The sequence below is a fragment of the Vibrio sp. 10N.286.48.B8 genome (assembly GCF_003050085.1).
In the GTDB taxonomy this organism is placed as follows: Bacteria; Pseudomonadota; Gammaproteobacteria; order Enterobacterales; family Vibrionaceae; genus Vibrio; species Vibrio crassostreae.
The window spans coordinates 64,375-88,121 of sequence record NZ_PIGD01000020.1 but is presented as its reverse complement, the minus strand read 5'-3'; the positions used below and the strand labels follow the sequence as shown (position 1 = coordinate 88,121).

Below are 23,747 nucleotides of genomic sequence, written 5' to 3'. Positions count from 1 at the left end.
AATTCCGATTAACGCTCGCACCCTCCGTATTACCGCGGCTGCTGGCACGGAGTTAGCCGGTGCTTCTTCTGTTGCTAACGTCAAGAGATGCAGCTATTAACTACACCCCCTTCCTCACAACTGAAAGTACTTTACAACCCGAAGGCCTTCTTCATACACGCGGCATGGCTGCATCAGGCTTTCGCCCATTGTGCAATATTCCCCACTGCTGCCTCCCGTAGGAGTCTGGACCGTGTCTCAGTTCCAGTGTGGCTGATCATCCTCTCAGACCAGCTAGGGATCGTCGCCTTGGTGAGCCATTACCTCACCAACTAGCTAATCCCACCTAGGCATATCTTGACGCGAGAGGCCCGAAGGTCCCCCTCTTTGGCCCGTAGGCATTATGCGGTATTAGCCATCGTTTCCAATGGTTATCCCCCACATCAAGGCAATTTCCTAGGCATTACTCACCCGTCCGCCGCTCGACGCCCATTAACGCACCCGAAGGATTGTTAGTGTCGTTTCCGCTCGACTTGCATGTGTTAGGCCTGCCGCCAGCGTTCAATCTGAGCCATGATCAAACTCTTCAATTTAAGATTTTGTGACTCAACGAATACTGACTTCAAAACTACTATGTAATTTTAAAGCTATTACCATTCCAACAGAATGATAATGAATTGACTGTGCCAAATACCTTCTTTCTACAAGAGAAAGTAGTTATTTGTATTGGTCACTCAGTTCATTGAAATCAATTTTGATTCCGAAGAATCTGTTTTATCTAACGATAAAACGTTTTGATATTCATCAACGAGTGCCCACACAGATTGATAGGTTTAAATTGTTAAAGAGCTTTGCTTGTCGAAACTTTCTTTTTACAAAGAAACCCTTGAAAGCGGACGTGAATTCTAGCGATTTAATCTTAAGTGTCAAACACTTTTTAAAATTAATTTCTTTCGAACTTTTCGTCTTACTGATTACCGCTGAAGCCTTATGGCATCTGCCGTGTCAGTGAGGCGGCATTATAGAGATCATCGAAAACATGGCAACCCCTTTTTTGATAAAAATTCAAAAAAACTTGCTTAAGTGGCTACTTTTACGTCAAAAGGCTCTTTCATAGCTCAAAGCTCATACAATAATGGGTGTATTACTTAAAACTTTGCGATTAGATCTTTCGAAAAAGCCTCTATATCTAGCTCAATGCTCCATTTCTCACTCAGTTCTAGGATGTTATCTAGCGATTGCTGAACTGTTTTTATCGTCAATGTGTTGTTATCTAGGTCGTATACCTGTTTTTGCGTGGTGTAATAGAAATAAAGGATGGTCAGCGCGTCTCGGTCGCCTTGCTCAGCTTTGGGGTGAATACGCTTGAGCTTACGATAGATTTGATTATGGATTTGTTTAAGGTTCCATATATAAAGCGCTTCTTTGAAGTAATCATGCCCTTTTACACGACTCGCGATAAATACATTCAATGCGACTGATAAGATCACACCTAATACGTTCAAGTGGAAATTACCTGTCGATTCGCCTGCGATTGATTGCCCTGAACCGAATAGCTCGATCAGTATGGTTCCGAATACAATGGCGAACACTGCGAGTGACCCAACCAACGAAACCAACAGCAGGTTCATCTTCTTTCTATATTCTTCTTTATTAATCTTCTGTAACTTCATCGACTACTTCCTTATGTAAGTCACCTAATAATTTGCGCATACTATCTACGTAAACATTGGGTCGCTTCAACCCTTACCATCTTGTAATGTGGTCATTCTCTATTTAATACGCAGAGTTCTTCTGGTTGGCGCTATACGCAACTCTATTTGACTTCATTAATAGAAAAGAGTTACATACCGCCACAATTTTGGTTATTCATCAATTCATATTGATAAAGCCCGTTTCGCTTTATCACATACTGACAAGGTACATTCCATGCGTTCATTTGTATTACGCGCTCGCGCAGCCCCTACAGAGAGCAAACTTATCTTAGAAGGTGTTGGGCAAGATGCTCATACTGAGATTCTGGCTCATACTCTTATGAACACGATCTTCGTTGCTCAATCTCACCGTGAGAATGTCACCGTGCACCTTGTATTAGAAAGTACTAAAGACTTTTCACGTACGATTACATTCGATTCAAACGAGATCACCAATATTGGTGGCTTCCATGAGTCAGCATTGTTGTCTGCGGTAGTAAGAGCGGTTGACGCTTCTCAAGGTATGACAAAAGAACAGACGCGTCAGGTTGAATCGGGTATCACTGTTCGTACTATGAGTTTTGAAAAGCTAGTTAAAGAGCTAGCTGAAGACCACCAGCTCTACATGATGGATAAGAAAGGCGACTTTATCCGTGATGCAGAGATTGCTGAAAACCCATGTTTCCTTCTGACTGACCACATCCCTATGCCGAAGAAAAGCTACAACAGCTTAAAACGTCTAGGAACAGAGAAAATCAGTTTGGGTCCAAATATGCTGTTCGCTTCTCAGTGCGTCGTGTTGATCAACAATGAGCTAGATATTCGCGGTTTCTAACTCGAAAACACAATTACAGTTAACAAACCACAGTGAACAAAGCCCGGTTATTCACCGGGCTTTTGATTTTGGTGTGCCGATAATCAATTGTAGTTTATCGCCAGCTTGTTCCGTCACATGAGATCTCGCATTAACGTCTCATATTGTTCAGACACCAACACCACCAGATGATTAAGCTCTTTTGCATCTTCCTCTGCCAATAAAAGTTGCCAATCTGTCTGTTGACCACTTTCATCTCGTCCAAGCACTTTAGTCTTCCCTTTTTCAGCTTCAAAAGACAAGTGATTAAAGTCGGTATCATGATGTTCATGAGACTCTAAAATCTCAAACTCTAAGTTTCCGGTTGGCTTTACTTGAATGTGGGCATGAAAATGTTGCTGATTCTGTAACTCATATTCCCTATGTATTGCGAACATACTCCCTCCTATAAACCTCAATCTAAGCTCGTAAGCGATCTGTTATAAATTACCCGAAATTCATAGGTTGCCCCTGAACAACAAGTATCTATACAAAGTGTAGGCTTCAGATTTCGGTACTAGAGCAAAATCAGCCTGCTGTTTGATACTAGACAAAATAGCGTTGAGTATTGTGACACTTCGATTGATCTTTCTTGACGGGTATAACCGAGCTCAAGAGTCCAATAGAACTGACCAAACAACTCATTTATAAAACTTGCGCTTGGTTCCATTTCTAATGCCTTTGGGTCTGACCTTTGCGAATAAATAGACATTTCTCTCCAACCTTTTGATTCGACAGTTATACTTCCGATAAATCCGGTGAATTAATTTAAGGGAATGTATGTCAATTTTCACCGTATTCTTCTGTGGAACAGGGTCCAACTCAGAAGACAATAATCATAAAAACTACGTGTCAGGCGAGTTGATTTCTACGTTAGCGAAGAATACGACTGGCAGAGACATGATTGACTACATTAAAGTGGATTGAGTTGGCAGTGGGAATCAAAACGAATGGTTGAAGCAAGGCAAAGATGACATGTACTCCGGAGTTAAAGGAACGTTGCTAGGCAAAGGTATCGACAGCGCCATGTGCTGAATATCTTGCGCGGGAGCCAACAAGATAAAAATGACTACATGAAGTGAGCCAAAGGACTGCTTAGTGAATCTCGCCCTGCAAAATCAGCTTGGCCTTTTGCAACCAACCAAAAGTATCAAGATTGGTTAAAAGATTCACAGGAATTAGCGGCTGACCTGAAACACGGTATGGCAGCGCGCCAACAGAACATTGCGATCGAGCGTCAAAGCAAGAATGCCTCGCTTGTCTCCTTCAATTAAATACTACACAACCTACATGCCCGCCCGACACGGCACTTTGGTAAGTAATGCCAATACTTCCAGCGGAAGTAAAGGCGCGGGGTTACTTACCGACCCAGGACTGGTAACAAGAGATTTCATGGAAAAGGTATTAACGGGTTGAGGCACGCAGCTTAAAGCCAGCACGACATTGAACTTCTCTCGACAACGCATTATCGAACTGTACGAGCAAATGCGCAGTCATGAAGAGTATTTCAATAAAATGCACGGTATGACTTATACGGCAAAGAACCGACTGCTGTGGGCAAGCAAAGATCGAATCGGTCAGCAAAGAGAGCGCCGCTACGGTATCTCGATGTATCGTTTTCAGTTTCCCGGCATAACCAACAACTACGGCGATACGATTAATCGTCACCACTGTGATGTGTTAGCCACTAATGCTTTTGCTGCACACGGTACTTCTGCCGCGCTACCAAACCCAGTCTGATATTCCTATTTGATAAGCAGTTAAACAAAAAAGAACTCAACTAAGTGAGCTCTTTTTTATTATCTATATCTTGCTATCAATGGAGTTATCTAGGAATCAGACCTGATTAACCAAAGATAAAGCTGTATAGGAAGCCTGCACCCATCGCCATGCTTAGGATAACGAATAAGAATGCTGCAATCATTTGGTTCTTGAAGATTGATTTAAGCAGGATAACTTCTGTCAAACTTGCACCTGCACTACCAATGATCAATGCCATTACCGAACCTAGCGCCATACCTTTTTGTACCAGAGCTGCACTTAATGGGATTACCGCTTCAGCACGAATGTACAATGGGATACCAATCACAGCTGCTACTGGAATCGCATACCACATACCTTCGCCAGCATACTGTGCAATTAGGTCTGTAGGAATGAAGCCGTAGATAAATGAACCAATCGCAATACCCATCATTAGGTAAGGGAAAACTTGTTTGAAGTCTTTCCAAGTTGAGAACCAAATTCTCATCCAACGGCTAGGCTCTTTCTTCTCTACGATTTCAGCAGTTGCGCTTCCATCTGCTGAACAGCATGAAACGGTCACTTGTGGCTCTTCTTTTTTCGAATCACAGCAAGATGTTTCTTTTGCCATTACTGGTGCAGGTTCACCACATGCACTTGTACCACATGAAGACGCTGCCTTCGCTGGCGCTGCTTTCTTAGGAGCAGAATCACCACAGCTAGTGCCACAGCTTGAAGCAGAACCTGTCGATTCATACGCTTCAGGTTTTACGTAACGCTCAAAGCCAAGCTTCTCAAGTGCGTAACCTGCGACTACCGATACTGTCATTGCGACTAAGAAGTAGAACACAGCGACTTGCCAACCAAACGTAATCACGAACAAACCAATGATCACTGGGTTCAATAGTGGGCTACCGAATAGGAACACCATCATTGGCCCAAAACCCGCTCGTGCACGCAGCAACCCTTTAAGGAAAGGAATCGTCGAACATGAACAGAAAGGCGTAATCGCACCTAGTAGCGCTGCAACCACATAACCCTTGCCGTTACGCGAGCTCAGAATCGATTGAATCTTTTCTGGCGTAAGAAACTCTTGCAGAATCCCAACAATGTAGCTGATCGCCAAGAAAAGGATGATTAGCTCTACTGCTAAGAAGGCGAACATATCAAGTGCGTCTTTTAGCATTGTTAACATTTCATTGCTCATAATTAACTCCAAACTGGATTGAAGGCCGGACTCTATGAGAAAAGTAACCAACCCTTAATTTCGAATATTCTCGAATTATAGAAATATCTCGTAACAGATCAAGTTTTATTTCGATAAAAATCGAAATAATTTTCAAAAAGTTTATTTTTCAATGACTTAATAAATTACGGTCTTTACATTTGTATTTAGAGCACATTTCGACTAATATCGAAATTAAATCTTGAGGAGTTAATATGAACTTAGAAGTCGTAGCGAAAGCACTTAAAGAGTTGGGACACCCTATTCGCCTAACTATTTATAAGAGTGTCGTTAAAGCTGGCTACCAAGGCATTGCAGTCGGCGGCCTACAAGAAGAGCTAGGTATCCCTGGTTCCACCTTGTCTCACCACATTTCAAGCCTAGCGTCTGCAGGCCTCATCAGCCAAAGACGAGAAGGAAGAACCCTATTCTGTGTAGCAGAGTATGAATGCCTAGAGGGCGTGATTGATTTCTTACAAGACGAGTGTTGCGTGAATGAACAGTGCAACTAAAGCACCTTTGAATAGGGCTTCTTTGGACTTAGAACAGGTTTGGGCTGAGTACCAACAAGCGTTAAAGTCTTTTTTGCACTCTAAGGTCAACAACGCCGCTGATGTCGACGACTTGCTTCAAGAGATCTTGATTAAGACGTATCAGAATTTAGACAAAGTCCAAGATGCAAGCAGTGTGAAATCGTGGCTATTCCAATTAGCTAATCACACGATCATCGACTTCTACCGTAAACATGCTCGCCAACAGCGTGACAGCCAAATTGATGCTGAAGATCTGTGGTTTGCCGATTTAGACCACGATTCAGAGTTTAAGCAGAAGCTTTTGTTATGCATTGAAACTTTTATTCAGGCGCTACCAGAACAAAGTTCATCGCTACTGCTTGCTGTTGATATCAAAGGCCAAAGCCAGAAAGAGATCGCAGAGGCACAAAACATAAGCTATTCAACGGTGAAGTCTCGCGTTCAGAAAAGTCGTGGCGATCTTAAGAACCTATTTGAACAGTGCTGCAACTTGTCGCTAGACAAACAAGGTAATGTGATTGATTGCGAGCTCAAACCGGAATCCGGTTGTGGCAACGGCTAAGCGTTAAATGACTATTTTTATAGAACAAAGCCAGCAATTGATGCTGGCTTTGTTGTTTTCAATTGCTTGTAATTTAGGCTTAAAATCAAGTTCGCTAAGCCGCTTCCGCTTTTACAACCGGTTGGTAGCGCCCAGGTTTATGATTCATCGCGAGAATCAGGTTGGTGACTACAGCACCCAATACAGACAAGAGTATTAGTGGCGCGTCAACGATAAACAGTGAAAGCACCACAATAGTACAGTCCAATGCCATCTGAACCTTGCCTGCTCGAATCCCAAAACGCTCTTGTAAGAACAGCGCAAGAATATTAAAGCCGCCCAAGCTCATCTTGTGACGGAAAATCACCAACATACCAGTACCAATTAATCCGCCGCCAAGTAATGCTGCATACAGTGCATGAATCTCGGCGATCTGAATCACGTGATATAAGTGATCCACTGCGAATGAAACTATCGAAACTGCAATAAAAGTATTGATTGTGAAACGCCACCCCATACGAGCGACGGATAAAATATAGAAAGGTAAGTTTAGTGCGAAGAACACTTGGCCAAAGCTTAGGTCTGTTACTTTGGTGATGAAAATTGCTAGACCAGCGGTGCCTCCGGTTAGCAAGCCGACTTGATTGAAAAAGATAACGCCAAGTGAAACTAGTGCGCTACCTAAGATCAGTGCCAGCAAGTTTTCGCGAAAGTTATGATCTTTATCCATGTGAATGACTCTCCCTGAATCTTTTAACATCGCGTTTCAGTCATGTTGAAACGATTTACGCCCAAATTTACGATGTTTAACAGATAAGTCGAGCGAGAGACCAATCTTATACGGTAATTAGTTTGTATATTAGTTTTTACAGTTATGTGAAATATCTCAATAAAGCATATAGTTACAAAGACGACACTAAGTATCCATATTGAATTACTGGCTTCTTCCTTGGAATCGTTGAGTGCCGAGTTTTCCCATTTCTTAGTCACATTTCCCTCTCAGATCAGCAGCGTGTAAATCTATGCATGAAACGCATAGACTAAATCACAAATTGTCATTTGATACATATCCTCCCCATCATTATGATGCGCGACTTCTTACAACATCGAGCGCATGTAAACACCTTATGTTTTCACAATCTCTTTTTGCTCAACTAGCCAGAATGACGTTATTCCTCGTCATTAGTTTGGTTATTGTGCATCACAGTCAGCCACTGATTGATCTTTTGGCTCAGCACGCCGTGAGTAGTGGCTGCCACCAGCAATCAGGACACGAGCATCATCATGATATGACTGAACAAAACATGTCTGCGCAAGACCACTCACATCACCACCATTAATTTAAGAGTATTAGAATGAGCATTTTCCGTTTTCCTTTACTGGTATGGCTTGGGATCGGCACACTTATTATCAGTCTAGGGATCAGACAATCATTCGGCATTTTCATGATGCCAATTTCAGAGCATTTCGGCACGGGTCGAGAGTTTTTCAGCTTCGCTATTGCTCTACAAAACCTATTGTTCGGTGTGTTCCAACCTTTTGTTGGTATGGCCGCTGACAAATGGGGAGCAAGACGCATCATTATTGCAGGCGCATGTGCTTACGGTTTGGGTTTACTTCTTACCTCAATTTCTACCGAATCAAGCATGCTTTACGTTTCATTGGGCGCATTGGTTGGCCTTGGACTAAGTTCAACAAGCTATGTGATTGTATTAGGCGCTGTCGCGAAAGTAGTGCCAGCAGAACACGCAGCTAAAGCATTCGGCTTAACCACGGCTGCCGGTTCATTTGGTATGTTCGCGGTGATTCCGGGCGCGCAATACATGTTGAACGAATTCGATTGGCAGAGTGCAATGCAAGTGTTTGGCGTATTGTGTTGCTTGATGATCTCTTTTGCACTGTTCATGCGTGCGCCCAAAGCGGCATCAAGCAAACAGGCTCAAGCAGAAGACAATCAAACATTAAAAGAAGCGTTGTCTGAAGCGTTCTCTAACAAAAGTTACTGGCTGATTCACGCAGGCTTCTTCGTGTGTGGTTTCCACGTGATGTTTATCGCAACGCACTTACCAAGTTACTTAGCAGACAAGAACTTGCCTGCGAGTAGCGCAGCGATGGCACTGGCTTATGTCGGTATCTTCAACATCTTCGGATCTTACTTCTGGGGTGTAATGGGCGATAAGTTCAGTAAGCGTCATGTAATGTCGGCATTGTACTTAGTGCGTACTGTGGTTATTGGTGCGTTTGTCACTCTGCCAGTCACTGAATCAACCGCAGCAATCTTTGGTGCGGCAATTGGCTTCTGTTGGCTAGGTACGGTTCCACTAACGTCGGGCTTAGTTCGCCAAATCTTTGGTGCTCGTTACCTATCGACTTTGTATGGCTTGGTGTTCTTCACTCACCAAGTAGGTAGTTTCTTAGGTGCTTGGGTTGGTGGTCGTATTTACGATTACTACGGATCTTACGAGCCAATTTGGTGGTCGACGGTGGTATTGGCATTTGCAGCAGCGCTTATCCATTTACCAATCAATGACAAGCCGATTGAGCGCATCAAATTGGCAATGGCTTAACATTTAACGCTGACTCCCCCCACCAGCGAAAATCGATAAGCAATCCAATAAGAGAGTGGATATTGAAAGGAGCACATCCTGAGATATTCACTCTCTTTTTTATTGGCCGTTGAAATCGAAATTATAATTAGGGGCTGTTGACCTTTCGAGCTGGCTTTTGCAGCACTTTGTGGGAAGTTTATACTAGGCAGAGGGTTTGACGTGTAGCTAGCCTACATAAAAAGCCGATAACGCAGTAGAAATGAACCACAAATACTGCCCGAAGGGTTCGGCTAAAATCGTTTTATACATTGTTGAAGAATATTTGCTTAGGATGACTAGGCCACATACTCTTCGCCGCGCCTAAAACGATTTTATCTCGAACAAAATTCAACCACGAAAGTTCAATAGCCCCTAGCGAAACTTGCATAAACCTCACTGAATAATAAGACTATTCCTGCTGTTTTACTTTATAGTATTCGTTCGCTCCTTTAGAACTTATCCGCAGGCTTATGGAATACATAGATCAGACCGCTCTTATCGCGATGGCACTCATTTTTGTCGGCTCGTTTGTGCAAACCGCAATCGGCTTTGGCTTGGCTATTGTGGCTGCCCCGTTGTTGTTTTTGGTCTCGCCTGACTATGTACCCGCGCCTATCTGTCTTGTTGGTCTTTTCATTTCTGTATTCAACGCGTTTAAACACCGAGCAAATATCTCTATTGGCGGATTGAAAATCGCACTATTGGGCCGAATTCCGGGCTCATTGGCTGGCGGGGCTTTGTTGGTAATGGTATCAACAAGCGTTTTGTCACTGTGGTTAGGCTTATTGGTAGTATTTGCCGTGATTGTTAGCTTACTTCCGTTTAGGTTAGAACCGACGCCTGCCAAAATGGGCATCGCGGGGTTCTTCTCAGGCTTCTTCGGTACCAGTTCAGGCATTGGTGGGCCGCCAATGGCACTACTGCTTCAACACCAAGATGCCAATCAGCTTCGTGGTAACCTTTCTGCGTTTTTTGTGTTTAGTTCTATCATTTCATTACTGGTACAGATCCCGATTGGCTTCTTCACTGTGCACCATTTGATCATCACAATCCCGTTGCTTCCTGCGGCTTGGTTGGGTTACAAAGTGGCGTTATTGACTACGCAAAGCATTCCTAAAGAAAAGATACGTATCGGCTCTTTGTTGCTATGTTCTATCAGCGGCTTTACTGCCATTTGGCAAGGCTTAGCTGGCTAACTCGAAGCAGAAACATCGATAAAACAACAAACACACAGATCCACCACCAAACTATTGAAAGGGCGTTCTATGACATACGATGAGTTCAATACATTCTGTGAATCACAAACCGCCACCAGCTATGTGATGCAGTGGAATAACTCTCACGTTTGGAAAGTGGGAGGGAAAGTGTTTGCCATTGGAGGTTGGGGGCCGAAAGATGAGCCTGCGTTTATCTTCAAAGCGTCCGACCAGAATTTCGATTTTCTCAAAGAAGAACCGGGCTATAAACCCGCGCCCTACTTTGCTTCACGTGGCATGAAATGGATTCAGCTTTTTGAGAGCACGCCAGAAAGGGATGAGGAATTGAGATACTACCTCACTGAATCACACCGAATTGTGTCTTTAGGGCTAACCAAAAAGAAACAAGCAGAACTCGGGCTCAATCAATAGCTAGAATTTCTGCTTGTTAATAGACCACCCAAGACTAGATAACCTTTCAAAACTTAGGCATTTCTGAGGAACTTGGGCAATAGAGGTTCTATCTTTTTCGTTGGAATCAGTGGCACCAATAAATAAATTAACCCCGCAAAGGCGATAGACGCCGCTAAATCTTCAGGTCGATGCATACCAAGCCAAACACGGCTATAGGCGACACCACCAGCCCAAACCAACAAACCGCCGACTAGGTAAAAGCGTTTCGCCTCTAGGAACAATCCGCCAAAGAATGCCAAACACACACCGACGAAGATCATGTGTCCAGACGGGAAAGAGTAGTCCGTTTCACCCAACCAATGACGAGTTCTCCAATCGCTGACCTTATCTTGCACAGATTCAATCGCGGCATTTTTTTCTACCAAAGGCAGCTCATAAAACAGCTCTGGCATTTCAACTACTTCTTGGGTAACCAAATACTCAGTATATGGGCGTGGACTCTCTGTTGATGATTTGAGAAATGTCTTCGCTGCAAAGCTTAATACCAACAAGACACCAAGCTGCAGACAAAGGCTGACTAACTTTGCTTTTGAGAACTTTAGCGTCAACACCAATAAAGAAAGTACCGCGAGTGTGATTAGGAAGCCCTGATTACCCGCAGAGTAAGTCACAAATGTCATCACAGAACCATAGAAAGGCAGAACTGCACTTCCAAGGTCGAAATGAGATCCAAAGATCAAAAAGGGAACGAGAGAATACAGACTTAGAACGAGCAGTAATAAGCCTTTGGATTTGTTAGAGAACAGAGAAGTCATGGCTAAGATCTTTTAGATAAAGTGGTCGGATGCTATCGCAGCTTAGCATCGTCAATATCAATTTTATGTAAAAACGGTCAGTAAGACGTCATGACGTAACATTATTCGGCTATTGGAGATTATTGCCATTGATTCGGTGAACAATGATTTGATCATCAATAACCTTTGCCATCCACTTATACGCATACCGACAGTAAAACCGACCAAAGACCAGCTGTACCGCACTAAACACAACGGTATTGTGTTCTGCTGATAAAGTGAACACTCACCGGGTTAACAGGCCAAAATCTGAAAAACTTTGCTGTCAGTCCTTTAAATCCACTATTGAAAGGATTACCATCTGGTCTGCTTTCAAAGCAAAACAGATTATTAATTTTTATTCTCAGGGCGGGGCGAAATTCCCCACCGGCGGTATGTCCTTAGCAAAATCTAAAGATAAGCCCGCGAGCGCTCGATTCGTCGAGGTCAGCAGATCTGGTGAGATGCCAGAGCCGACGGTTATAGTCCGGATGAGAGAGAATGGAAACACACTCGTTTAAGTTGGAAAGGCGTACCTGTTTATTGGGTTCATTCCTCCAGCTCGAACGGGTGCATTTCGTTTTGGATAAAACCATAATGAGCTAAAACTGACTTGTAATGAGTCGGCTTTGTTGTGCTCGGTTGAGATCCCTCATACAGCCCTGATTCTGGTGATATTTTAGGAGTTTAACCATGAATCAGTCTTCACTACTTGCCGAATTTGGCGAACCAATCACTCGCGTTGAAAACGCACTGCAAGCTCTTCGCGAAGGTCGTGGCGTACTTTTACTTGACGATGAAGATCGCGAGAACGAAGGCGACATCATCTACTCAGTAGAACACCTAACGAATGCTCAAATGGCGCTTATGATCCGCGAATGCAGCGGCATTGTGTGCCTGTGTCTAACTGACGAGCAAGCGAACCAACTTGAACTTCCACCTATGGTTGTTGATAACAACAGCGCAAACCAAACTGCGTTTACCGTAACTATCGAAGCAAAAGTTGGCGTAACGACAGGTGTTTCTGCCGCTGACCGTGTAACAACGATCAAGACAGCTGCAAACCCAACAGCTAAGCCGACTGACCTTGCTCGCCCTGGCCACGTATTCCCACTGCGTGCTCGCAAAGGTGGTGTACTTGCTCGCCGCGGCCACACAGAAGGTACTGTGGATCTGATGCAAATGGCTGGTCTTCAATCAGCAGGCGTACTGTGTGAAGTAACCAACCCAGACGGCACAATGGCAAAAGCGCCAGAGATCGTTGCTTTCGGTAAACTGCACAACATGCCAGTACTGACCATTGAAGATATGGTGATGTACCGCACTGAGTTCGACCTTAAGCTTGCATAACGTTTAGCCCTCAATGCTGAACACTTAGCAGTTAAGGTAACTAAACTGCGAAATAAACACTGAAAGGCCTCACTCTTACTGCTTTTTATAGTTAAAAGCATATAAGGGGTGAGGCCTTTTTAATTTCTACCGCTTGAAACAAGCCAGAGATGGATCACCAAAGTGTCTCTTCTTATCGAAACCTCCCCAGCCTAATCGCTAGAAAAGCGTAACCTCTCAAAAAATCCTGCAAAATATGAGAAACATTCACTCGAATGGTGAAGTCATGCACCATGATTGATCATCCATAATTAGAGTGAAAACATAACCAAATGAAATATAACACTTATTTATTTTGGCACGGTGTCTGCACTACCACTAAGTAGGTATGCAAATATTAGGAGTTGAATATGTTTGTAGTTATTTCAGTGGGTTTATCCCTATTAGTACTTGCAGCCCTGTTTCATTTCTCAAGGAAGAGACAAACAGCGCTATCACACAGGTTTGAAACCTTAGTTCTGCTTAGAGAGTTATTGTTGTTATCACGCAAACACCGCGCAGCAACGCATTACGCTCTGGCGTATAAATTGTCTAGCGACTCGATTCGCAAAGTGAACGAGATTTACGACAACATACTTGAGGTATCTGAACTGCTTCAATCGCATGTGTCGTTTGATAGCCGCCCTATGTATCGCATCTATCACCTTAAACTCATCGCCATGCACAGCGACTGGCAAAACCGTAGCTTGGTGCGTAACCAATCGATTCATGGCAAAACGATTCGTCACAGCATGTTCTTGATGGATGAAGTGATGATCATCTGGCTGATTCAGTCTGAACGAGAGGACATGAGCCGTGAGTACCACATGAATTGGCAACAGATCTTAGATTGCATGGAGATCCTGACCAAGCTCAGAATATGTATCCCAGATATGGAAAAGCCTGAGGAGTATTTAAGATTCAAATTCTACGCATCTCAGACACACAGAAAACTCAACCAATTATCGATTATCTGCCCGATTAGTAGTGGATCACCGGTTTGTACACGAGCTATGCATGCACTTACAGAGATCGCATCAAGTAACGAAGTGACCCAACCGGCAGATAGCATGTACGAATTAACCAGTGATATCTCTAGCGTCGTGTCCCAAGTCTACGACCAAGTATTATCCGACATTACGAGAAGCTTGTATCAGCCTTTACCAGACATCAACGAAAAGGTGATAAATACTCGATTATCCGTACATCATTACATGTAAAGACTTCGTGAGAGGAGAGCGTGCTGGAACTCTGAATTATTGAGTTCAAATCCGATATCACCTTTGATATCGGATTTTTGTATTTATGGGCTTCTAAATTTCTATCGCTGTGTATCATTGCCTATGAAGTTTCAAACATCACCAGACTTGATATCGCTAGCCCAAGCTTGTGCCGCAAAATCAATAAACTGACGAACAACCGGAAGCTGATAACTGCGAGATAGATATACCGCCCAAAGAACGCTGCTGGGCGAAACAAAGTCATCCAATATGCGTATCAATTTGCCATTCGCAATCAGGGGATTGGCTAAGTCACAAGGTAAACGAACCACCCCTTTTCCGTGCTGCGCGGCGCGAGTTAGCACCCCAACATCGTTAGCCTTAATGGTGCCAGACACCTCAACTGAATAGTGCTGATTATCCTTAACGAAATCCCACTTCGAGACATTCAAATGACGAAAGCAATTGTGTTGTCGAAGCGCTTCGACCGTTTCAGGCTCACCATGTTGGTCCAAGTAGGCTTGCGAGGCGCACACCACTGAATCAATTACCATTAGCTTTCGTGCTATCAAACTATCGTCAGGTTGATCCGTATAGCGAAGTGCAATATCGATCCTTTCATCCACTAGCTGGGTAAAACGGTCTGAGGCAAACAGTTCGACCGTGATATTAGGGTGGCGGTCGGTGAACTGTTCGACCACATCCAACAACATGTACTGAGTTAAACCAATGGGGGCAGCAATTCGAATGGTGCCAGAAAGATCATCGGTTTGATTGAGTGAAGTAACTTCTAGCTCAGCGGTTTCATGGAGGATTTTCTCACAGCGCTGCAGAGCGATTTCCCCTGCCGCAGTTAAGCTCACCTTTCGAGTCGTCCTATGTAATAGCCTCTGCTTCAACCACCCTTCTATCTCTTGAACATGACGTGAAACCTGCAACCGACTCATGTCCAAATGCTCAGCTGCTTGAGTGAAGCTAGCACAATTCGCAACTTCGACAAAGCTACGCATTGCCGTCAACCTATCCATCACGCTCTCCTTGAACTATTTAGCAGCTAATCGAATCTTATTAGATCACTATATAGATACAATCTACATCATTTTGCGATATTTATCGCAACCTAGTGAGCTATTAGACTGCAATGGCTGTCGAGAAAACGACTCAATAAATTAGATAATTGGAGAGACATTATGAAAATTGCAGTATTAGGCGCATCAGGTTGGATTGGTAGTCACATCGCTCAAGAAGCTCAATCTCGTGGTCATGATGTGGTAGCTGTTGTAAGAGATGCAAACCGCGTGGAAACCAAGGGGATTGAAGTTCGTTCATTTGATTTACAAGACGAAGCCGCAAATCTAGCAAATACACTAGCCGGCGTTGATGTAGTAATTACTTCGATCGGCGGACGCGCTCTGGGTAATCACGACATCGTAAAAAGCACAGCAACTAAGCTGCTTGAGACACTGCCAAGCATTGGTATCGAGCGCCTACTTTGGGTTGGCGGTGCAGGTTCATTAGAAGTGGCGCCAAACGTACCGTTAGTGACCGTCCCTGACTTCCCAGCAGATTACAAAAACGAAGCACTAGCACAGGGCGAAGCGCTTGAAGTGTTCAAGCAATCGAACAGCGAAGTTAACTGGACTTTTGTTAGCCCTGCAGCAGAAATATTCCCGGGCGAGAAACTATCGACCTACCGTACTGGTGGCGACCAACTGCTCACCGACGAAGATGGTAACAGCAAAATTTCAGTCAGCGATTACGCTATCGCGATGATTGATGAGCTCGAAGCTGGCAAGTTCCCGCGCCAACGTATTGGTGTCGCTTACTAGTCAATTCATATAAAAACTAAAAAAGCCGCTTGTTCAAAACAATGCGGCTTTCTCATATTTATATTGAGCATTCCTTTAATCCAATGGCAAGTGACCCGTTTTCACTAGGATAACCGTCTCTTCTTCCACATAAGGGAAATGCTCGCTCATGTGAGGGCTACGCATCCAAGTATGTTTCGGGTACACGCCGTGTTCATCTTTGAAAGTGCCCGACAACACAAAGATCTCTTCTCCACCAAAGTGACGGTGCGGCTGAAAACGTTCGCCAACAGGCCACTTCACTAAAGCGACATGTTCGTGCTCGAACTCATGCAGTGGCATGACTTGTAAGCCACCAATGCCCGGAAGCCACTCCGTTTCTAGCGTATTGATTCGAACTTGAGTCAAGTCTCTCGCGTCAAACTGGTTGAGCTTCACCAAGATCGTGCAGCCATCTTTACTCGATGGAGAATGCGCACTGCCCGGGGGATTACGGATATAAGTGCCCGCAGGGAAATCTCCAGTTTCATCAGAAAATACACCCTCTAATACGAAGATCTCTTCTCCTTGCGGATGTGGGTGTTCGGAGAATGAAGATTGAGGGTCGTATTTCACCACGCTAGTCGTGTGACCTGATTCTTTCTCTTCTCTTTCTAGGGGCTTACGCCACACTCCTTTGGCAGGGCTTGCAACCCAATCTAGTTTATCGGTTTCGATAACCAATCTCTTTGAAAAGTCCATGTTAAGCATAATGACGACCTTACTCTAAATATTGTTTTAATTATGATTGTCTTTCTAGCTTCTATTCTACGCGAATACTCATCAAGGAGGCCATCTCGCTGCTATTTTGCCTGCGCGACAGCCACCTAAAAAGAATCCTGATTAATTGCGGCCAGCGATCACGCCACCATCAACATCCCAGATTGCGCCCGTTACCCAATCTGCACTGTCTGACAGTAAGAAAGAGATGCTGTTTGCGATGTCTTTCGGTTGACCCACTCGACCAATAGGATGGAATGCGTTGAAGCCTTCTAGCGCTTGATCTACTTCTTCCGGCTTAATGAAAGATTCGTAGATTGGTGTTTTAACCACAGCCGGAGACACTGCATTCACACGAATATTGTGGTCCGCAAGTTCCATTGCCATGTGTTGCGTTAAAGCGTGTAGTCCTGCCTTTGCCATTGAATACGCAGAAGATGGGGTTGCTTTGATCGCTTGCTTCGCCCACATAGAACCGACATTTACCACGTTTCCGCCACCGTTTTTGATCATCAACTTGCTGACAGCTTGAGTGATAAAGAAGGTTGCTTTGTTAAGTTGCATGTATTGCTCGTAATCTGACTCTTGGTGCTCAATAAACGCTTTTGGGTTGAAGTAGCCAGCGGCATTAACAAGGTAACCAATACCCTCTTCAAGTGACTCTAGATGCGCAATAAGATTCGACACACTTGCATCATCATAAAGATTAGCTTGCCAGCCAGTAGCGTGGCCTAGTGATTGAAGTTCTGATACTGCTTTATCTAACTTAGTTGGGTTATTGCCGACAACCAGCACATGGATATTTTGAGCGACTAACTGCTTCGCTGTTTCAAAGCCCATACCACTTGTGCCACCGATTACTACTGCAATACCATTTTTAGTGAAGTTCATTTTGTTATCTCCTAAGTCATGTGAACGTGGTAATCTTAGGCTTTGAACTAACACTATGAATAGTAAGTACAAATCGGTTAGGTAGGTACTTATTGGTACATCTTTATGAAAAATCAGGAAAACTTTTTTTCAAGAAAATCAGCGCCAGAGCGTTCCGCTCGCATGGTAGAGACCATCTACGGTTGTAAATGGTCGCTCACGGTTTACCAATTACTGTCAAATGGCATCAATCGTCCCGGTGAAATGGTACGCTCGGTCGAAGGGTTATCGACCAAGGTCTTGAATGAATGTTTAAAGCGAAATGTAGAGTTTGGGATTTTAGATAAGCAAATGTTCAACGAACTGCCACCAAGAGTGGAATACCAAGTGACACCCTTTGGTGAGAAGTTCTTACTGATTCTGGATCAACTAGAAAGCCTACAAAACGAAATCGACGAGATGTAAGCTCAAGCCAGTCCAACTATTGCTAAAAGAAAGAGGAAGGTAGGCCGCGCCATTTAGCTGACTGGCATTTGTTCAAAGCGACTTTTCACAAAATCAATAAAGGTTCTAATCCGGCTTGGTTGATAGCGGTCTCGATGGTAGATCGCTGAAAAGTCGACCTTAGGCACCACCCATTCTTCAAATACTTGAAGCAACTGCCCGTCGTTCAGTTCTTGTAAGCAATAGATGGTTGGCACACGAATAATTCCGTTGCCCGACTTCGCGCCTTGTACCAACACTCGACCATTTTTACATTGCAGCCTGCCCGTCACATGCACATCGACCGTTTTCTTAGTGTCGTCCAGAGCTTGAAAGCTCCACTTACGCACCGAGCCGGTTAAGCAATCATGATGGATAAGGTCTTTGGGGTGACTAGGCTTTCCTTTGCGAGCAAAATACTCTGGACTCGCGAGTGTTCCCATCTCGATGTCTAATAGCTTTCTTGCGATAAAGCCCGCGTCTTCTAAGCTTCCCATGCGAAAAGCGATATCGAACGCGTCTTCAATCAAGTCAACTCGGTTACTACTGAAATCAAGGCTTATGCTGATATCTGGATAAAGCTGCATGAACTCATTGACCAGATCCGCAATGACTACTTCACCAAGATAACCGCCTACACAGTTTACTTTTATGTCGCCACGTACTTCTTCGACATCGTCCACAGCAGCAATCAGAGCTTGGTCTATATTATCTAAGGCTTGTTCACATCTCGCGTACAGATCTTGCCCTGCGTGCGTCAATCTCAAGGTTCGAGTAGTGCGGATAAACAACGTCACGCCCATCTGCTTTTCTAGACTACTCACTTGGCGTGATACGTGGGAGCGCGACACATCAAGCTCCTCCGCTGCTTTAGTGAAGTTACCTAAACGAGCGATAAGCACGAAAGAACGAATATCAGACAGGTTAATTTGATTGAGCATGGTCGCAAGCTTAGTTGTGAGATTTTAAGATGATGAAGTAATAGAGAGCACATGCTCATTGTTGCACCACAGCAACAGTGTTTCAAGTAAAGCGCTATATATCAACAATGCTATTTTCCTTAATATACCTCCATCGCAACGAAGCAAGACAACAAGCACTTGATTCGAATGCACTTAAACAACACGTCGTAGCCAACCGACGCAATAAAAGTACAGAGGAAATAAAATGAAAAAACTAATCGTAATTACAGGTGCAAGCTCTGGTATTGGTGAAGCAATCGCTCGTCGTCTAAGCGATGAAGGTCACCCTCTGCTACTTTTAGCTCGTCGTGTTGACCGCCTTGAAGCACTGAACCTACCAAACTCTCTATCAGTAAAAGTAGACGTGACAGACAAAGCGTCTTTTGATGCAGCAATCGCACAAGGTGAAGCGAAATTTGGCCCTGTAGACGCGCTTATCAACAACGCTGGTGCAATGCTTCTTGGTCAAATCGATACTCAAGATGCTCAAGAGTGGAAGACAATGTTCGACGTGAACGTCATTGGTCTTCTAAACGGCATGCAGTCTGTACTTGCTCCGATGATGGAACGCAACACAGGTACTATCATCAACATCAGCTCAATTGCGGGTAAGAAAACTTTCCCAAGCCACGCAGCTTACTGTGGTACTAAGTTCGCGGTACACGCTATTTCTGAAAACGTTCGTGAAGAAGTAGCAGCTTCAAATGTTCGTGTTACGACTATCGCACCAGGTGCTGTAGAGACTGAGCTTCTGTCGCACACAACATCTCAAGAAATCAAAGATGGTTACGATTCTTGGAAAGAAGACATGGGCGGCGTATTGGCAGCTGACGATATCGCTCGCGCTGTATCATTCGCTTACCAACAACCACAGAACGTATGTATCCGTGAGATTGCTCTAGCACCAACTAAGCAGCAGCCATAGGCCTTTGCTATCGCTACTAAATCGGCGATGAAATAAGCAATGAACTAAAAAAGCGCCACTACTTAACAAGTCGTAGCGCTTTTGTTTTAGTGGTAACTATAATTGCAATCGCCACATCAATTTTTACTCATACGTGATTTACTTACGTTCATCGTGAGGTTGTCGATGAAAAGAAAAAAGCGCCCAAGCTGGCTGGTGCTTGAGCGCCTTTTGTAAACTGAATATGTGGATTAGAAGTTGTAACCACCACCAACCATGAATACCCATGGGTCGATATCAACGTCTGTTTTGAACTGTTGACCATTAAACTTATATTTTGCTGTAGTACCAATATCTGCATACCAAACTGATGCGTTCAGGAACCAGTCTTCATTAATCATGTAGTCCATACCAATGTTTGCCGCTAAGCCCCAAGAATCATCAAGAGATAAGTCACTTAAGCCTAGATCTTTCGCTCCTTGGTTTAGTGACTCATCGAAAAATACAGTGTAGTTGATACCCGCACCTACGTAAGGACGGAAATCACTGTTCGCTTGACCAAAGTAGTACTGAACCATAAACGTTGGTGGTAGGTGTTTAGTCTCTGCTATGTCTCCGAGGCCAGTAGCTGAAATGTTATGAGAGAAAGGGCTAGCTGCCAATACTTCAAAACTGATGTTGTCGGTAAACATGTAACCGAAGGTCAAACCAAGTTGAGTATTAGAATCGACACCGAATTTAACTCCAGCTGTATCAAGAACGTCACCGCTGCTGTCGTTTGGAGATACTGTTGCTGCACCTGCACGGATGATGAAATCACCTTCTTTATGAGCAAGAACATTGGTTGATATAAGAGCCGCAATAACCGCAATACCACATACTGTTTTTTTCATTATAATTTCCTTTTGAGGGCTTCATATTATTGGTGAATGAGTAATCATTTCTTATTTTGCGTGCAAGGTAACACACAATAACCCTACTTTATTGATGGAAATCAATTTGTGAAAAGTTATGATTATTTATGTAAATTTATATCGACCTGATCACTTTATTCCTTCATTTTATTGACAGTTTTGTAATGCGACTTTTCCGTGCATCATTTTGTTAATCCAACCCAGTCACTTTGCTCAGATATCTTTGGATCAAAATAGAGCAAGCCAACATCCCGTACGCATCAATTTAGTGCAATCCAACAAGAAATATCCCCTCCTTGTTTAATATTCAATGAGTTACATTTGGCTTAGTGCTTGCAAGTCTATGTTCATAATCATAAATACATTGAGGTTCTGACCATGCAAGACACTCTAACAATCGTTCTGGCCGGCGGTGTTGGCTCTCGGCTTTCTCCCCTCACCGATAACCGCGCAAAACCTGCGGTCCCCTTTGGTGGCAAATATCGAATCATCGATTTCACTCTCGCGAACTGCTTACACTCTGGGCTACGCCAAATTTTGGTGCTGACTCAGTACAAATCACACTCATTGCAAAAACATTTGAGAGATGGTTGGTCGGTGCTTAACCCCGAGCTCGGCGAATACATCACCAATGTTCCCCCACAAATGCGAACCGGTGATAGCTGGTACAGCGGCACTGCCGATGCCATCTATCAAAACTTGTATCTGCTTTCTCGTAGTGAAGCCAAACATGTGGTGGTGTTATCCGGCGACCATATCTATCGCATGGATTACGCGCCAATGCTCAAGCAGCACAAAAAGAACGAGGCTGACCTGACCGTGGCGTGCATGGAGGTTTCGATTGACGAAGCCAAAGAGTTTGGTGTGATGGAAATAGACGAGTCTCTACAAATCAATAACTTTACCGAGAAACCACGTTACCCCGCGTGCGTACCCGGTAGACCAACTCGAAGCATGGCTTCAATGGGGATTTACATCTTTGATAAAGAAGTACTAACACAGGCATTATTGGCAGACGCAGAAGATCCAGACTCAAACCACGATTTTGGCAAAGACATCATTCCTAAGTTAGTCGGCAATAACAGCGTTTACGCGTATAAGTTTGGTGATGAGGAAGGACGTGTGACGCAAGATGCTTACTGGAGAGATGTTGGTACTATCGACTCTTATTACCAATCGAATATGGATCTGTTGAAACCGGCCTCGCCTATCGATTTATACCAACCGGATTGGGCTATTCGCACTTATGAGCCACAACTGCCGCCCGCACGAACCATTGCTTCGGTCGAAGGTAACCAAGGGATATTCATCAACTCGATGATCGCCAATGGTGTTGTGATTGAAGGTGGTTCGGCGCAAAACTCTATCTTCTTCCCAAAAGTGAAAGTCAGCAATGCCGCGATTGTGATTGATAGTATTCTGTTTGAAGATGTTGAGATTGGAAAAAACTGCCACATACAAAACTGCATCATCGATAAGAACGTCAAAGTGCCTGACGGAACCCAGATCGGTGTTGATAGCCTTGCCGACGCCAAACGCTTCCATATATCAAAACAAGGCGTGATTGTGGTGCCCTCTTCTTATCAATTTGAAGAGTAATCTTTGACGTTGGAATAGCTTTTATTTAAACGAGAAAAGGCAGCGAGTTCGCTGTCTTATTATCATTCGAAATAACCTTAACCAAAACCTAAATTCATCCCGCGTTGAAAGAGATTTATAAAACCAGGCTAGAATAAGAATTCGTAAGAATGTTTGATTGAGGCGATAAAGCCTAAGTCCTATAGAAGGCTTAGAGCAATACTTCAAAGATGAGGGATTTTTAAACACGTTTGAAATTCACGAAACATAATATGCGATCAGTTAATCGGACTTTCAAGGGAGTAAGGGGAGATTATTTGATAACACTGAAGTTAATCACACATGTGTACTTTCTCTATTGGTGAATCTATCCGATGTTTGCTACGTTTAAATGACACAGTCATTGGAAAGGTATGATTTATGAAAATAAACGTTCAAACACATCACGTATCAATTAACGACGACTCACGTAAAGACATCGAAGGTAAGTTCGAAAAGATATCAAACCATTTTCCATCACTGATTAGCTGCGACATCATCATTACAAAAGAACACAGCCAATATCAGGTTGAAGTGTTCACCAACTACGAAGGTGTACGTGTAAACGCAAAAGCTACAGATGACGTTATGTATCCAGCTATCGCTTCAGCACTCAAGAAACTTGAAGCAGGCCTAAGTAACCGTAAGGGACAATTGAAAGCCGACCTACACGAGAAGCCAACAAGTACGAAGCCAGAGATTGCTTCAGACATCATCCAAGAGATGAAGTTGGTATAACTCCACAGTAGAAGCTCGCTAATCAATAATAGCAGCGCAAAAGAATTTCAAAGCCAGCACATGTTGCTGGCTTTTTCGATCTATACATCAATTTCCTTGATTTTTCCGACCACCGACCTTCGCTTCCTATATTAGAAATAAGCCCAACTCTATATCGTTTTAACAAACTTATGTCGCTGGCTGCTATAACAATCGCTAGCGGTATTTGATACAGTGATAAGTAGAAATTTAGACAATAAAGGAATGTTTATTATGAAAAAAATCGCGCTAATTCTATTTCTAGCGACTCAACTGATGGCTTGTACAGAAGTGGGCAGTGAAGCTTGGTGTACAGATATGAAAGAAAAGCCGAAAGGCGACTGGACTGCCAATGAAGCCGGTGATTTTGCTAAGCACTGTGTTTTCTAATCACTGTTAAGCGTTAATTAACAACACTTAGTAGCACTGAGTGGAAGACATTTAACAACGAACTGAACACTCCACGCAATACAATAGATCCGAATAAGTG

General features: G+C 43.7%; 27 protein-coding genes, 1 rRNA gene and 1 riboswitch. Of the genes, 17 read left to right on the top strand and 11 right to left on the bottom strand.

Annotation, left to right across the window (positions count from 1 at the left end):
• A 16S ribosomal RNA gene (locus CWO08_RS19500) occupies positions 1 to 572 on the bottom strand; the annotation flags it as partial.
• A gap of 555 nt (positions 573 to 1,127) precedes the next feature.
• A complete protein-coding gene (locus CWO08_RS19490; protein WP_108020949.1) occupies positions 1,128 to 1,652 on the bottom strand; it encodes a DUF3087 family protein in 525 nt (174 codons plus the stop codon).
• Between the two features lie 256 nt (positions 1,653 to 1,908).
• Here CWO08_RS19490 and trmY point away from each other — a divergent pair, with 256 nt between their 5' ends.
• Positions 1,909 to 2,508: a tRNA (pseudouridine(54)-N(1))-methyltransferase TrmY gene (gene trmY, locus CWO08_RS19485; protein ID WP_102393465.1), complete on the top strand. Its 600-nt coding sequence runs from the start codon at positions 1,909 to 1,911 to the stop codon at positions 2,506 to 2,508.
• Between the two features lie 113 nt (positions 2,509 to 2,621).
• Here the strand turns inward: trmY and CWO08_RS19480 are convergent, their stop codons facing one another.
• Complete coding sequence (locus CWO08_RS19480) at positions 2,622 to 2,924, bottom strand: hypothetical protein (RefSeq protein WP_076656387.1); 303 nt, start codon at positions 2,922 to 2,924, stop codon at positions 2,622 to 2,624.
• A gap of 382 nt (positions 2,925 to 3,306) precedes the next feature.
• On the opposite strand from CWO08_RS19480, the gene CWO08_RS24295 reads away from it, so the two are divergent.
• Both CWO08_RS24295 and CWO08_RS24290 read left to right on the top strand, forming a co-directional pair.
• The gene (locus tag CWO08_RS24295; RefSeq protein WP_240698786.1) at positions 3,307 to 3,453 is read left to right on the top strand and encodes a hypothetical protein; all 147 of its coding nucleotides are present in this window, start codon (positions 3,307 to 3,309) and stop codon (positions 3,451 to 3,453) included.
• A 516-nt stretch (positions 3,454 to 3,969) separates the two neighbouring features.
• On the top strand, positions 3,970 to 4,266 hold the full coding sequence (locus CWO08_RS24290; protein ID WP_240698784.1) for a hypothetical protein: 297 nt from the start codon (positions 3,970 to 3,972) through the stop codon (positions 4,264 to 4,266).
• A 106-nt stretch (positions 4,267 to 4,372) separates the two neighbouring features.
• Here the strand turns inward: CWO08_RS24290 and CWO08_RS19470 are convergent, their stop codons facing one another.
• Entirely contained in the window at positions 4,373 to 5,473 is a 1,101-nt protein-coding gene (locus CWO08_RS19470) for a permease (protein ID WP_057623821.1), read from the bottom strand.
• A gap of 233 nt (positions 5,474 to 5,706) precedes the next feature.
• Between CWO08_RS19470 and CWO08_RS19465 the strand changes: the two genes are divergently transcribed.
• Together CWO08_RS19465 and sigZ are read left to right on the top strand one after the other, a co-directional pair.
• The gene (locus tag CWO08_RS19465; RefSeq protein WP_004733042.1) at positions 5,707 to 6,003 is read left to right on the top strand and encodes a helix-turn-helix transcriptional regulator; all 297 of its coding nucleotides are present in this window, start codon (positions 5,707 to 5,709) and stop codon (positions 6,001 to 6,003) included.
• A complete protein-coding gene (sigZ, locus tag CWO08_RS19460; protein ID WP_108020948.1) occupies positions 5,987 to 6,586 on the top strand; it encodes an RNA polymerase sigma factor SigZ in 600 nt (199 codons plus the stop codon). Before CWO08_RS19465 ends, sigZ begins: the two co-directional genes overlap by 17 nt.
• A 94-nt stretch (positions 6,587 to 6,680) precedes the next feature.
• Here sigZ and CWO08_RS19455 read toward each other — a convergent pair whose 3' ends face one another.
• Positions 6,681 to 7,295 carry a YitT family protein gene (locus CWO08_RS19455; protein ID WP_102424879.1) on the bottom strand — a complete coding sequence of 205 codons (615 nt, stop codon included), beginning with the start codon at positions 7,293 to 7,295 and terminating at the stop codon, positions 6,681 to 6,683.
• 397 nt (positions 7,296 to 7,692) lie between these two features.
• Here CWO08_RS19455 and CWO08_RS24045 point away from each other — a divergent pair, with 397 nt between their 5' ends.
• From CWO08_RS24045 to CWO08_RS19440, 4 genes are all read left to right on the top strand, one after another.
• The gene (locus CWO08_RS24045) at positions 7,693 to 7,905 is read left to right on the top strand and encodes a hypothetical protein (RefSeq protein WP_080566570.1); all 213 of its coding nucleotides are present in this window, start codon (positions 7,693 to 7,695) and stop codon (positions 7,903 to 7,905) included.
• Positions 7,906 to 7,920: 15 nt separating this feature from the next.
• Positions 7,921 to 9,132 (top strand): MFS transporter, encoded by a 1,212-nt coding sequence (locus CWO08_RS19450; RefSeq protein WP_057623824.1) that lies wholly within the window; start codon positions 7,921 to 7,923, stop codon positions 9,130 to 9,132.
• A 491-nt stretch (positions 9,133 to 9,623) separates the two neighbouring features.
• Positions 9,624 to 10,349, top strand: coding sequence for a sulfite exporter TauE/SafE family protein (locus CWO08_RS19445; protein ID WP_165974256.1), 726 nt, complete (start codon positions 9,624 to 9,626; stop codon positions 10,347 to 10,349).
• Positions 10,350 to 10,418: 69 nt separating this feature from the next.
• Positions 10,419 to 10,781: an MmcQ/YjbR family DNA-binding protein gene (locus CWO08_RS19440; protein ID WP_108020947.1), complete on the top strand. Its 363-nt coding sequence runs from the start codon at positions 10,419 to 10,421 to the stop codon at positions 10,779 to 10,781.
• A 53-nt stretch (positions 10,782 to 10,834) separates the two neighbouring features.
• Here CWO08_RS19440 and CWO08_RS19435 read toward each other — a convergent pair whose 3' ends face one another.
• A complete protein-coding gene (locus CWO08_RS19435; protein ID WP_108020946.1) occupies positions 10,835 to 11,578 on the bottom strand; it encodes a phosphatase PAP2 family protein in 744 nt (247 codons plus the stop codon).
• 374 nt (positions 11,579 to 11,952) lie between these two features.
• Positions 11,953 to 12,103: riboswitch (FMN riboswitch) on the top strand.
• A gap of 186 nt (positions 12,104 to 12,289) precedes the next feature.
• Between CWO08_RS19435 and ribB the strand changes: the two genes are divergently transcribed.
• Positions 12,290 to 12,946: a 3,4-dihydroxy-2-butanone-4-phosphate synthase gene (gene ribB, locus CWO08_RS19430; protein WP_017054827.1), complete on the top strand. Its 657-nt coding sequence runs from the start codon at positions 12,290 to 12,292 to the stop codon at positions 12,944 to 12,946.
• Positions 12,947 to 13,335: 389 nt separating this feature from the next.
• Positions 13,336 to 14,184: a hypothetical protein gene (locus CWO08_RS19425; protein WP_108020945.1), complete on the top strand. Its 849-nt coding sequence runs from the start codon at positions 13,336 to 13,338 to the stop codon at positions 14,182 to 14,184.
• Positions 14,185 to 14,315: 131 nt separating this feature from the next.
• Here the strand turns inward: CWO08_RS19425 and CWO08_RS19420 are convergent, their stop codons facing one another.
• The gene (locus CWO08_RS19420) at positions 14,316 to 15,212 is read right to left on the bottom strand and encodes a LysR family transcriptional regulator (protein WP_108020944.1); all 897 of its coding nucleotides are present in this window, start codon (positions 15,210 to 15,212) and stop codon (positions 14,316 to 14,318) included.
• Positions 15,213 to 15,374: 162 nt separating this feature from the next.
• Here CWO08_RS19420 and CWO08_RS19415 point away from each other — a divergent pair, with 162 nt between their 5' ends.
• Positions 15,375 to 16,013: an NAD(P)-dependent oxidoreductase gene (locus tag CWO08_RS19415; protein WP_108020943.1), complete on the top strand. Its 639-nt coding sequence runs from the start codon at positions 15,375 to 15,377 to the stop codon at positions 16,011 to 16,013.
• Positions 16,014 to 16,088: 75 nt separating this feature from the next.
• On the opposite strand, the gene CWO08_RS19410 is transcribed toward CWO08_RS19415, so the two are convergent.
• Both CWO08_RS19410 and CWO08_RS19405 read right to left on the bottom strand, forming a co-directional pair.
• Complete coding sequence (locus CWO08_RS19410; RefSeq protein WP_057623834.1) at positions 16,089 to 16,742, bottom strand: cupin domain-containing protein; 654 nt, start codon at positions 16,740 to 16,742, stop codon at positions 16,089 to 16,091.
• A 132-nt stretch (positions 16,743 to 16,874) separates the two neighbouring features.
• The gene (locus tag CWO08_RS19405) at positions 16,875 to 17,642 is read right to left on the bottom strand and encodes an SDR family NAD(P)-dependent oxidoreductase (RefSeq protein ID WP_048659026.1); all 768 of its coding nucleotides are present in this window, start codon (positions 17,640 to 17,642) and stop codon (positions 16,875 to 16,877) included.
• A 105-nt stretch (positions 17,643 to 17,747) separates the two neighbouring features.
• Here CWO08_RS19405 and CWO08_RS19400 point away from each other — a divergent pair, with 105 nt between their 5' ends.
• On the top strand, positions 17,748 to 18,086 hold the full coding sequence (locus tag CWO08_RS19400) for a helix-turn-helix domain-containing protein (protein WP_108020942.1): 339 nt from the start codon (positions 17,748 to 17,750) through the stop codon (positions 18,084 to 18,086).
• A gap of 53 nt (positions 18,087 to 18,139) precedes the next feature.
• Here the strand turns inward: CWO08_RS19400 and CWO08_RS19395 are convergent, their stop codons facing one another.
• Positions 18,140 to 19,045, bottom strand: coding sequence for a LysR family transcriptional regulator (locus CWO08_RS19395; protein WP_108020941.1), 906 nt, complete (start codon positions 19,043 to 19,045; stop codon positions 18,140 to 18,142).
• Between the two features lie 226 nt (positions 19,046 to 19,271).
• Between CWO08_RS19395 and CWO08_RS19390 the strand changes: the two genes are divergently transcribed.
• Positions 19,272 to 19,991 (top strand): SDR family oxidoreductase, encoded by a 720-nt coding sequence (locus tag CWO08_RS19390; RefSeq protein ID WP_010433036.1) that lies wholly within the window; start codon positions 19,272 to 19,274, stop codon positions 19,989 to 19,991.
• 230 nt (positions 19,992 to 20,221) lie between these two features.
• Here the strand turns inward: CWO08_RS19390 and ompW are convergent, their stop codons facing one another.
• Positions 20,222 to 20,863, bottom strand: a complete 642-nt coding sequence (ompW, locus tag CWO08_RS19385; protein ID WP_108020940.1) for an outer membrane protein OmpW — start codon at positions 20,861 to 20,863, stop codon at positions 20,222 to 20,224.
• A 399-nt stretch (positions 20,864 to 21,262) separates the two neighbouring features.
• On the opposite strand from ompW, the gene glgC reads away from it, so the two are divergent.
• The 3 genes from glgC to CWO08_RS19370 all read left to right on the top strand — a co-directional run bounded on the left by glgC (position 21,263) and on the right by CWO08_RS19370 (position 23,647).
• A complete protein-coding gene (gene glgC, locus CWO08_RS19380; RefSeq protein ID WP_048659023.1) occupies positions 21,263 to 22,483 on the top strand; it encodes a glucose-1-phosphate adenylyltransferase in 1,221 nt (406 codons plus the stop codon).
• Between the two features lie 399 nt (positions 22,484 to 22,882).
• Entirely contained in the window at positions 22,883 to 23,239 is a 357-nt protein-coding gene (gene hpf, locus CWO08_RS19375) for a ribosome hibernation-promoting factor, HPF/YfiA family (RefSeq protein WP_102432019.1), read from the top strand.
• 252 nt (positions 23,240 to 23,491) lie between these two features.
• The gene (locus tag CWO08_RS19370) at positions 23,492 to 23,647 is read left to right on the top strand and encodes a DUF3012 domain-containing protein (RefSeq protein ID WP_004732998.1); all 156 of its coding nucleotides are present in this window, start codon (positions 23,492 to 23,494) and stop codon (positions 23,645 to 23,647) included.
• Positions 23,648 to 23,747 lie beyond the last annotated feature (100 nt).

Coding starts and splice junctions, on each gene's coding strand:
- sigZ (WP_108020948.1), top strand. CDS start 5,987: ATGAACAGTGCAACTAAAGCACCTTTGAATAGGGCTTCTTTGGACTTA.
- CWO08_RS19415 (WP_108020943.1), top strand. CDS start 15,375: ATGAAAATTGCAGTATTAGGCGCATCAGGTTGGATTGGTAGTCACATC.
- glgC (WP_048659023.1), top strand. CDS start 21,263: ATGCAAGACACTCTAACAATCGTTCTGGCCGGCGGTGTTGGCTCTCGG.
- CWO08_RS19405 (WP_048659026.1), bottom strand. CDS start 17,642: ATGAACTTCACTAAAAATGGTATTGCAGTAGTAATCGGTGGCACAAGT.
- CWO08_RS19455 (WP_102424879.1), bottom strand. CDS start 7,295: ATGGATAAAGATCATAACTTTCGCGAAAACTTGCTGGCACTGATCTTA.
- CWO08_RS19410 (WP_057623834.1), bottom strand. CDS start 16,742: ATGCTTAACATGGACTTTTCAAAGAGATTGGTTATCGAAACCGATAAA.
- CWO08_RS19465 (WP_004733042.1), top strand. CDS start 5,707: ATGAACTTAGAAGTCGTAGCGAAAGCACTTAAAGAGTTGGGACACCCT.
- CWO08_RS19450 (WP_057623824.1), top strand. CDS start 7,921: ATGAGCATTTTCCGTTTTCCTTTACTGGTATGGCTTGGGATCGGCACA.
- CWO08_RS19400 (WP_108020942.1), top strand. CDS start 17,748: ATGAAAAATCAGGAAAACTTTTTTTCAAGAAAATCAGCGCCAGAGCGT.
- CWO08_RS19445 (WP_165974256.1), top strand. CDS start 9,624: ATGGAATACATAGATCAGACCGCTCTTATCGCGATGGCACTCATTTTT.
- CWO08_RS19370 (WP_004732998.1), top strand. CDS start 23,492: ATGAAAAAAATCGCGCTAATTCTATTTCTAGCGACTCAACTGATGGCT.
- CWO08_RS19425 (WP_108020945.1), top strand. CDS start 13,336: ATGTTTGTAGTTATTTCAGTGGGTTTATCCCTATTAGTACTTGCAGCC.
- CWO08_RS19420 (WP_108020944.1), bottom strand. CDS start 15,212: ATGGATAGGTTGACGGCAATGCGTAGCTTTGTCGAAGTTGCGAATTGT.
- CWO08_RS19470 (WP_057623821.1), bottom strand. CDS start 5,473: ATGAGCAATGAAATGTTAACAATGCTAAAAGACGCACTTGATATGTTC.
- hpf (WP_102432019.1), top strand. CDS start 22,883: ATGAAAATAAACGTTCAAACACATCACGTATCAATTAACGACGACTCA.
- ribB (WP_017054827.1), top strand. CDS start 12,290: ATGAATCAGTCTTCACTACTTGCCGAATTTGGCGAACCAATCACTCGC.
- CWO08_RS19490 (WP_108020949.1), bottom strand. CDS start 1,652: ATGAAGTTACAGAAGATTAATAAAGAAGAATATAGAAAGAAGATGAAC.
- CWO08_RS19395 (WP_108020941.1), bottom strand. CDS start 19,045: ATGCTCAATCAAATTAACCTGTCTGATATTCGTTCTTTCGTGCTTATC.
- CWO08_RS19435 (WP_108020946.1), bottom strand. CDS start 11,578: ATGACTTCTCTGTTCTCTAACAAATCCAAAGGCTTATTACTGCTCGTT.
- ompW (WP_108020940.1), bottom strand. CDS start 20,863: ATGAAAAAAACAGTATGTGGTATTGCGGTTATTGCGGCTCTTATATCA.
- CWO08_RS19440 (WP_108020947.1), top strand. CDS start 10,419: ATGACATACGATGAGTTCAATACATTCTGTGAATCACAAACCGCCACC.
- CWO08_RS19480 (WP_076656387.1), bottom strand. CDS start 2,924: ATGTTCGCAATACATAGGGAATATGAGTTACAGAATCAGCAACATTTT.
- CWO08_RS19390 (WP_010433036.1), top strand. CDS start 19,272: ATGAAAAAACTAATCGTAATTACAGGTGCAAGCTCTGGTATTGGTGAA.
- trmY (WP_102393465.1), top strand. CDS start 1,909: ATGCGTTCATTTGTATTACGCGCTCGCGCAGCCCCTACAGAGAGCAAA.
- CWO08_RS24045 (WP_080566570.1), top strand. CDS start 7,693: ATGTTTTCACAATCTCTTTTTGCTCAACTAGCCAGAATGACGTTATTC.
- CWO08_RS24295 (WP_240698786.1), top strand. CDS start 3,307: ATGTCAATTTTCACCGTATTCTTCTGTGGAACAGGGTCCAACTCAGAA.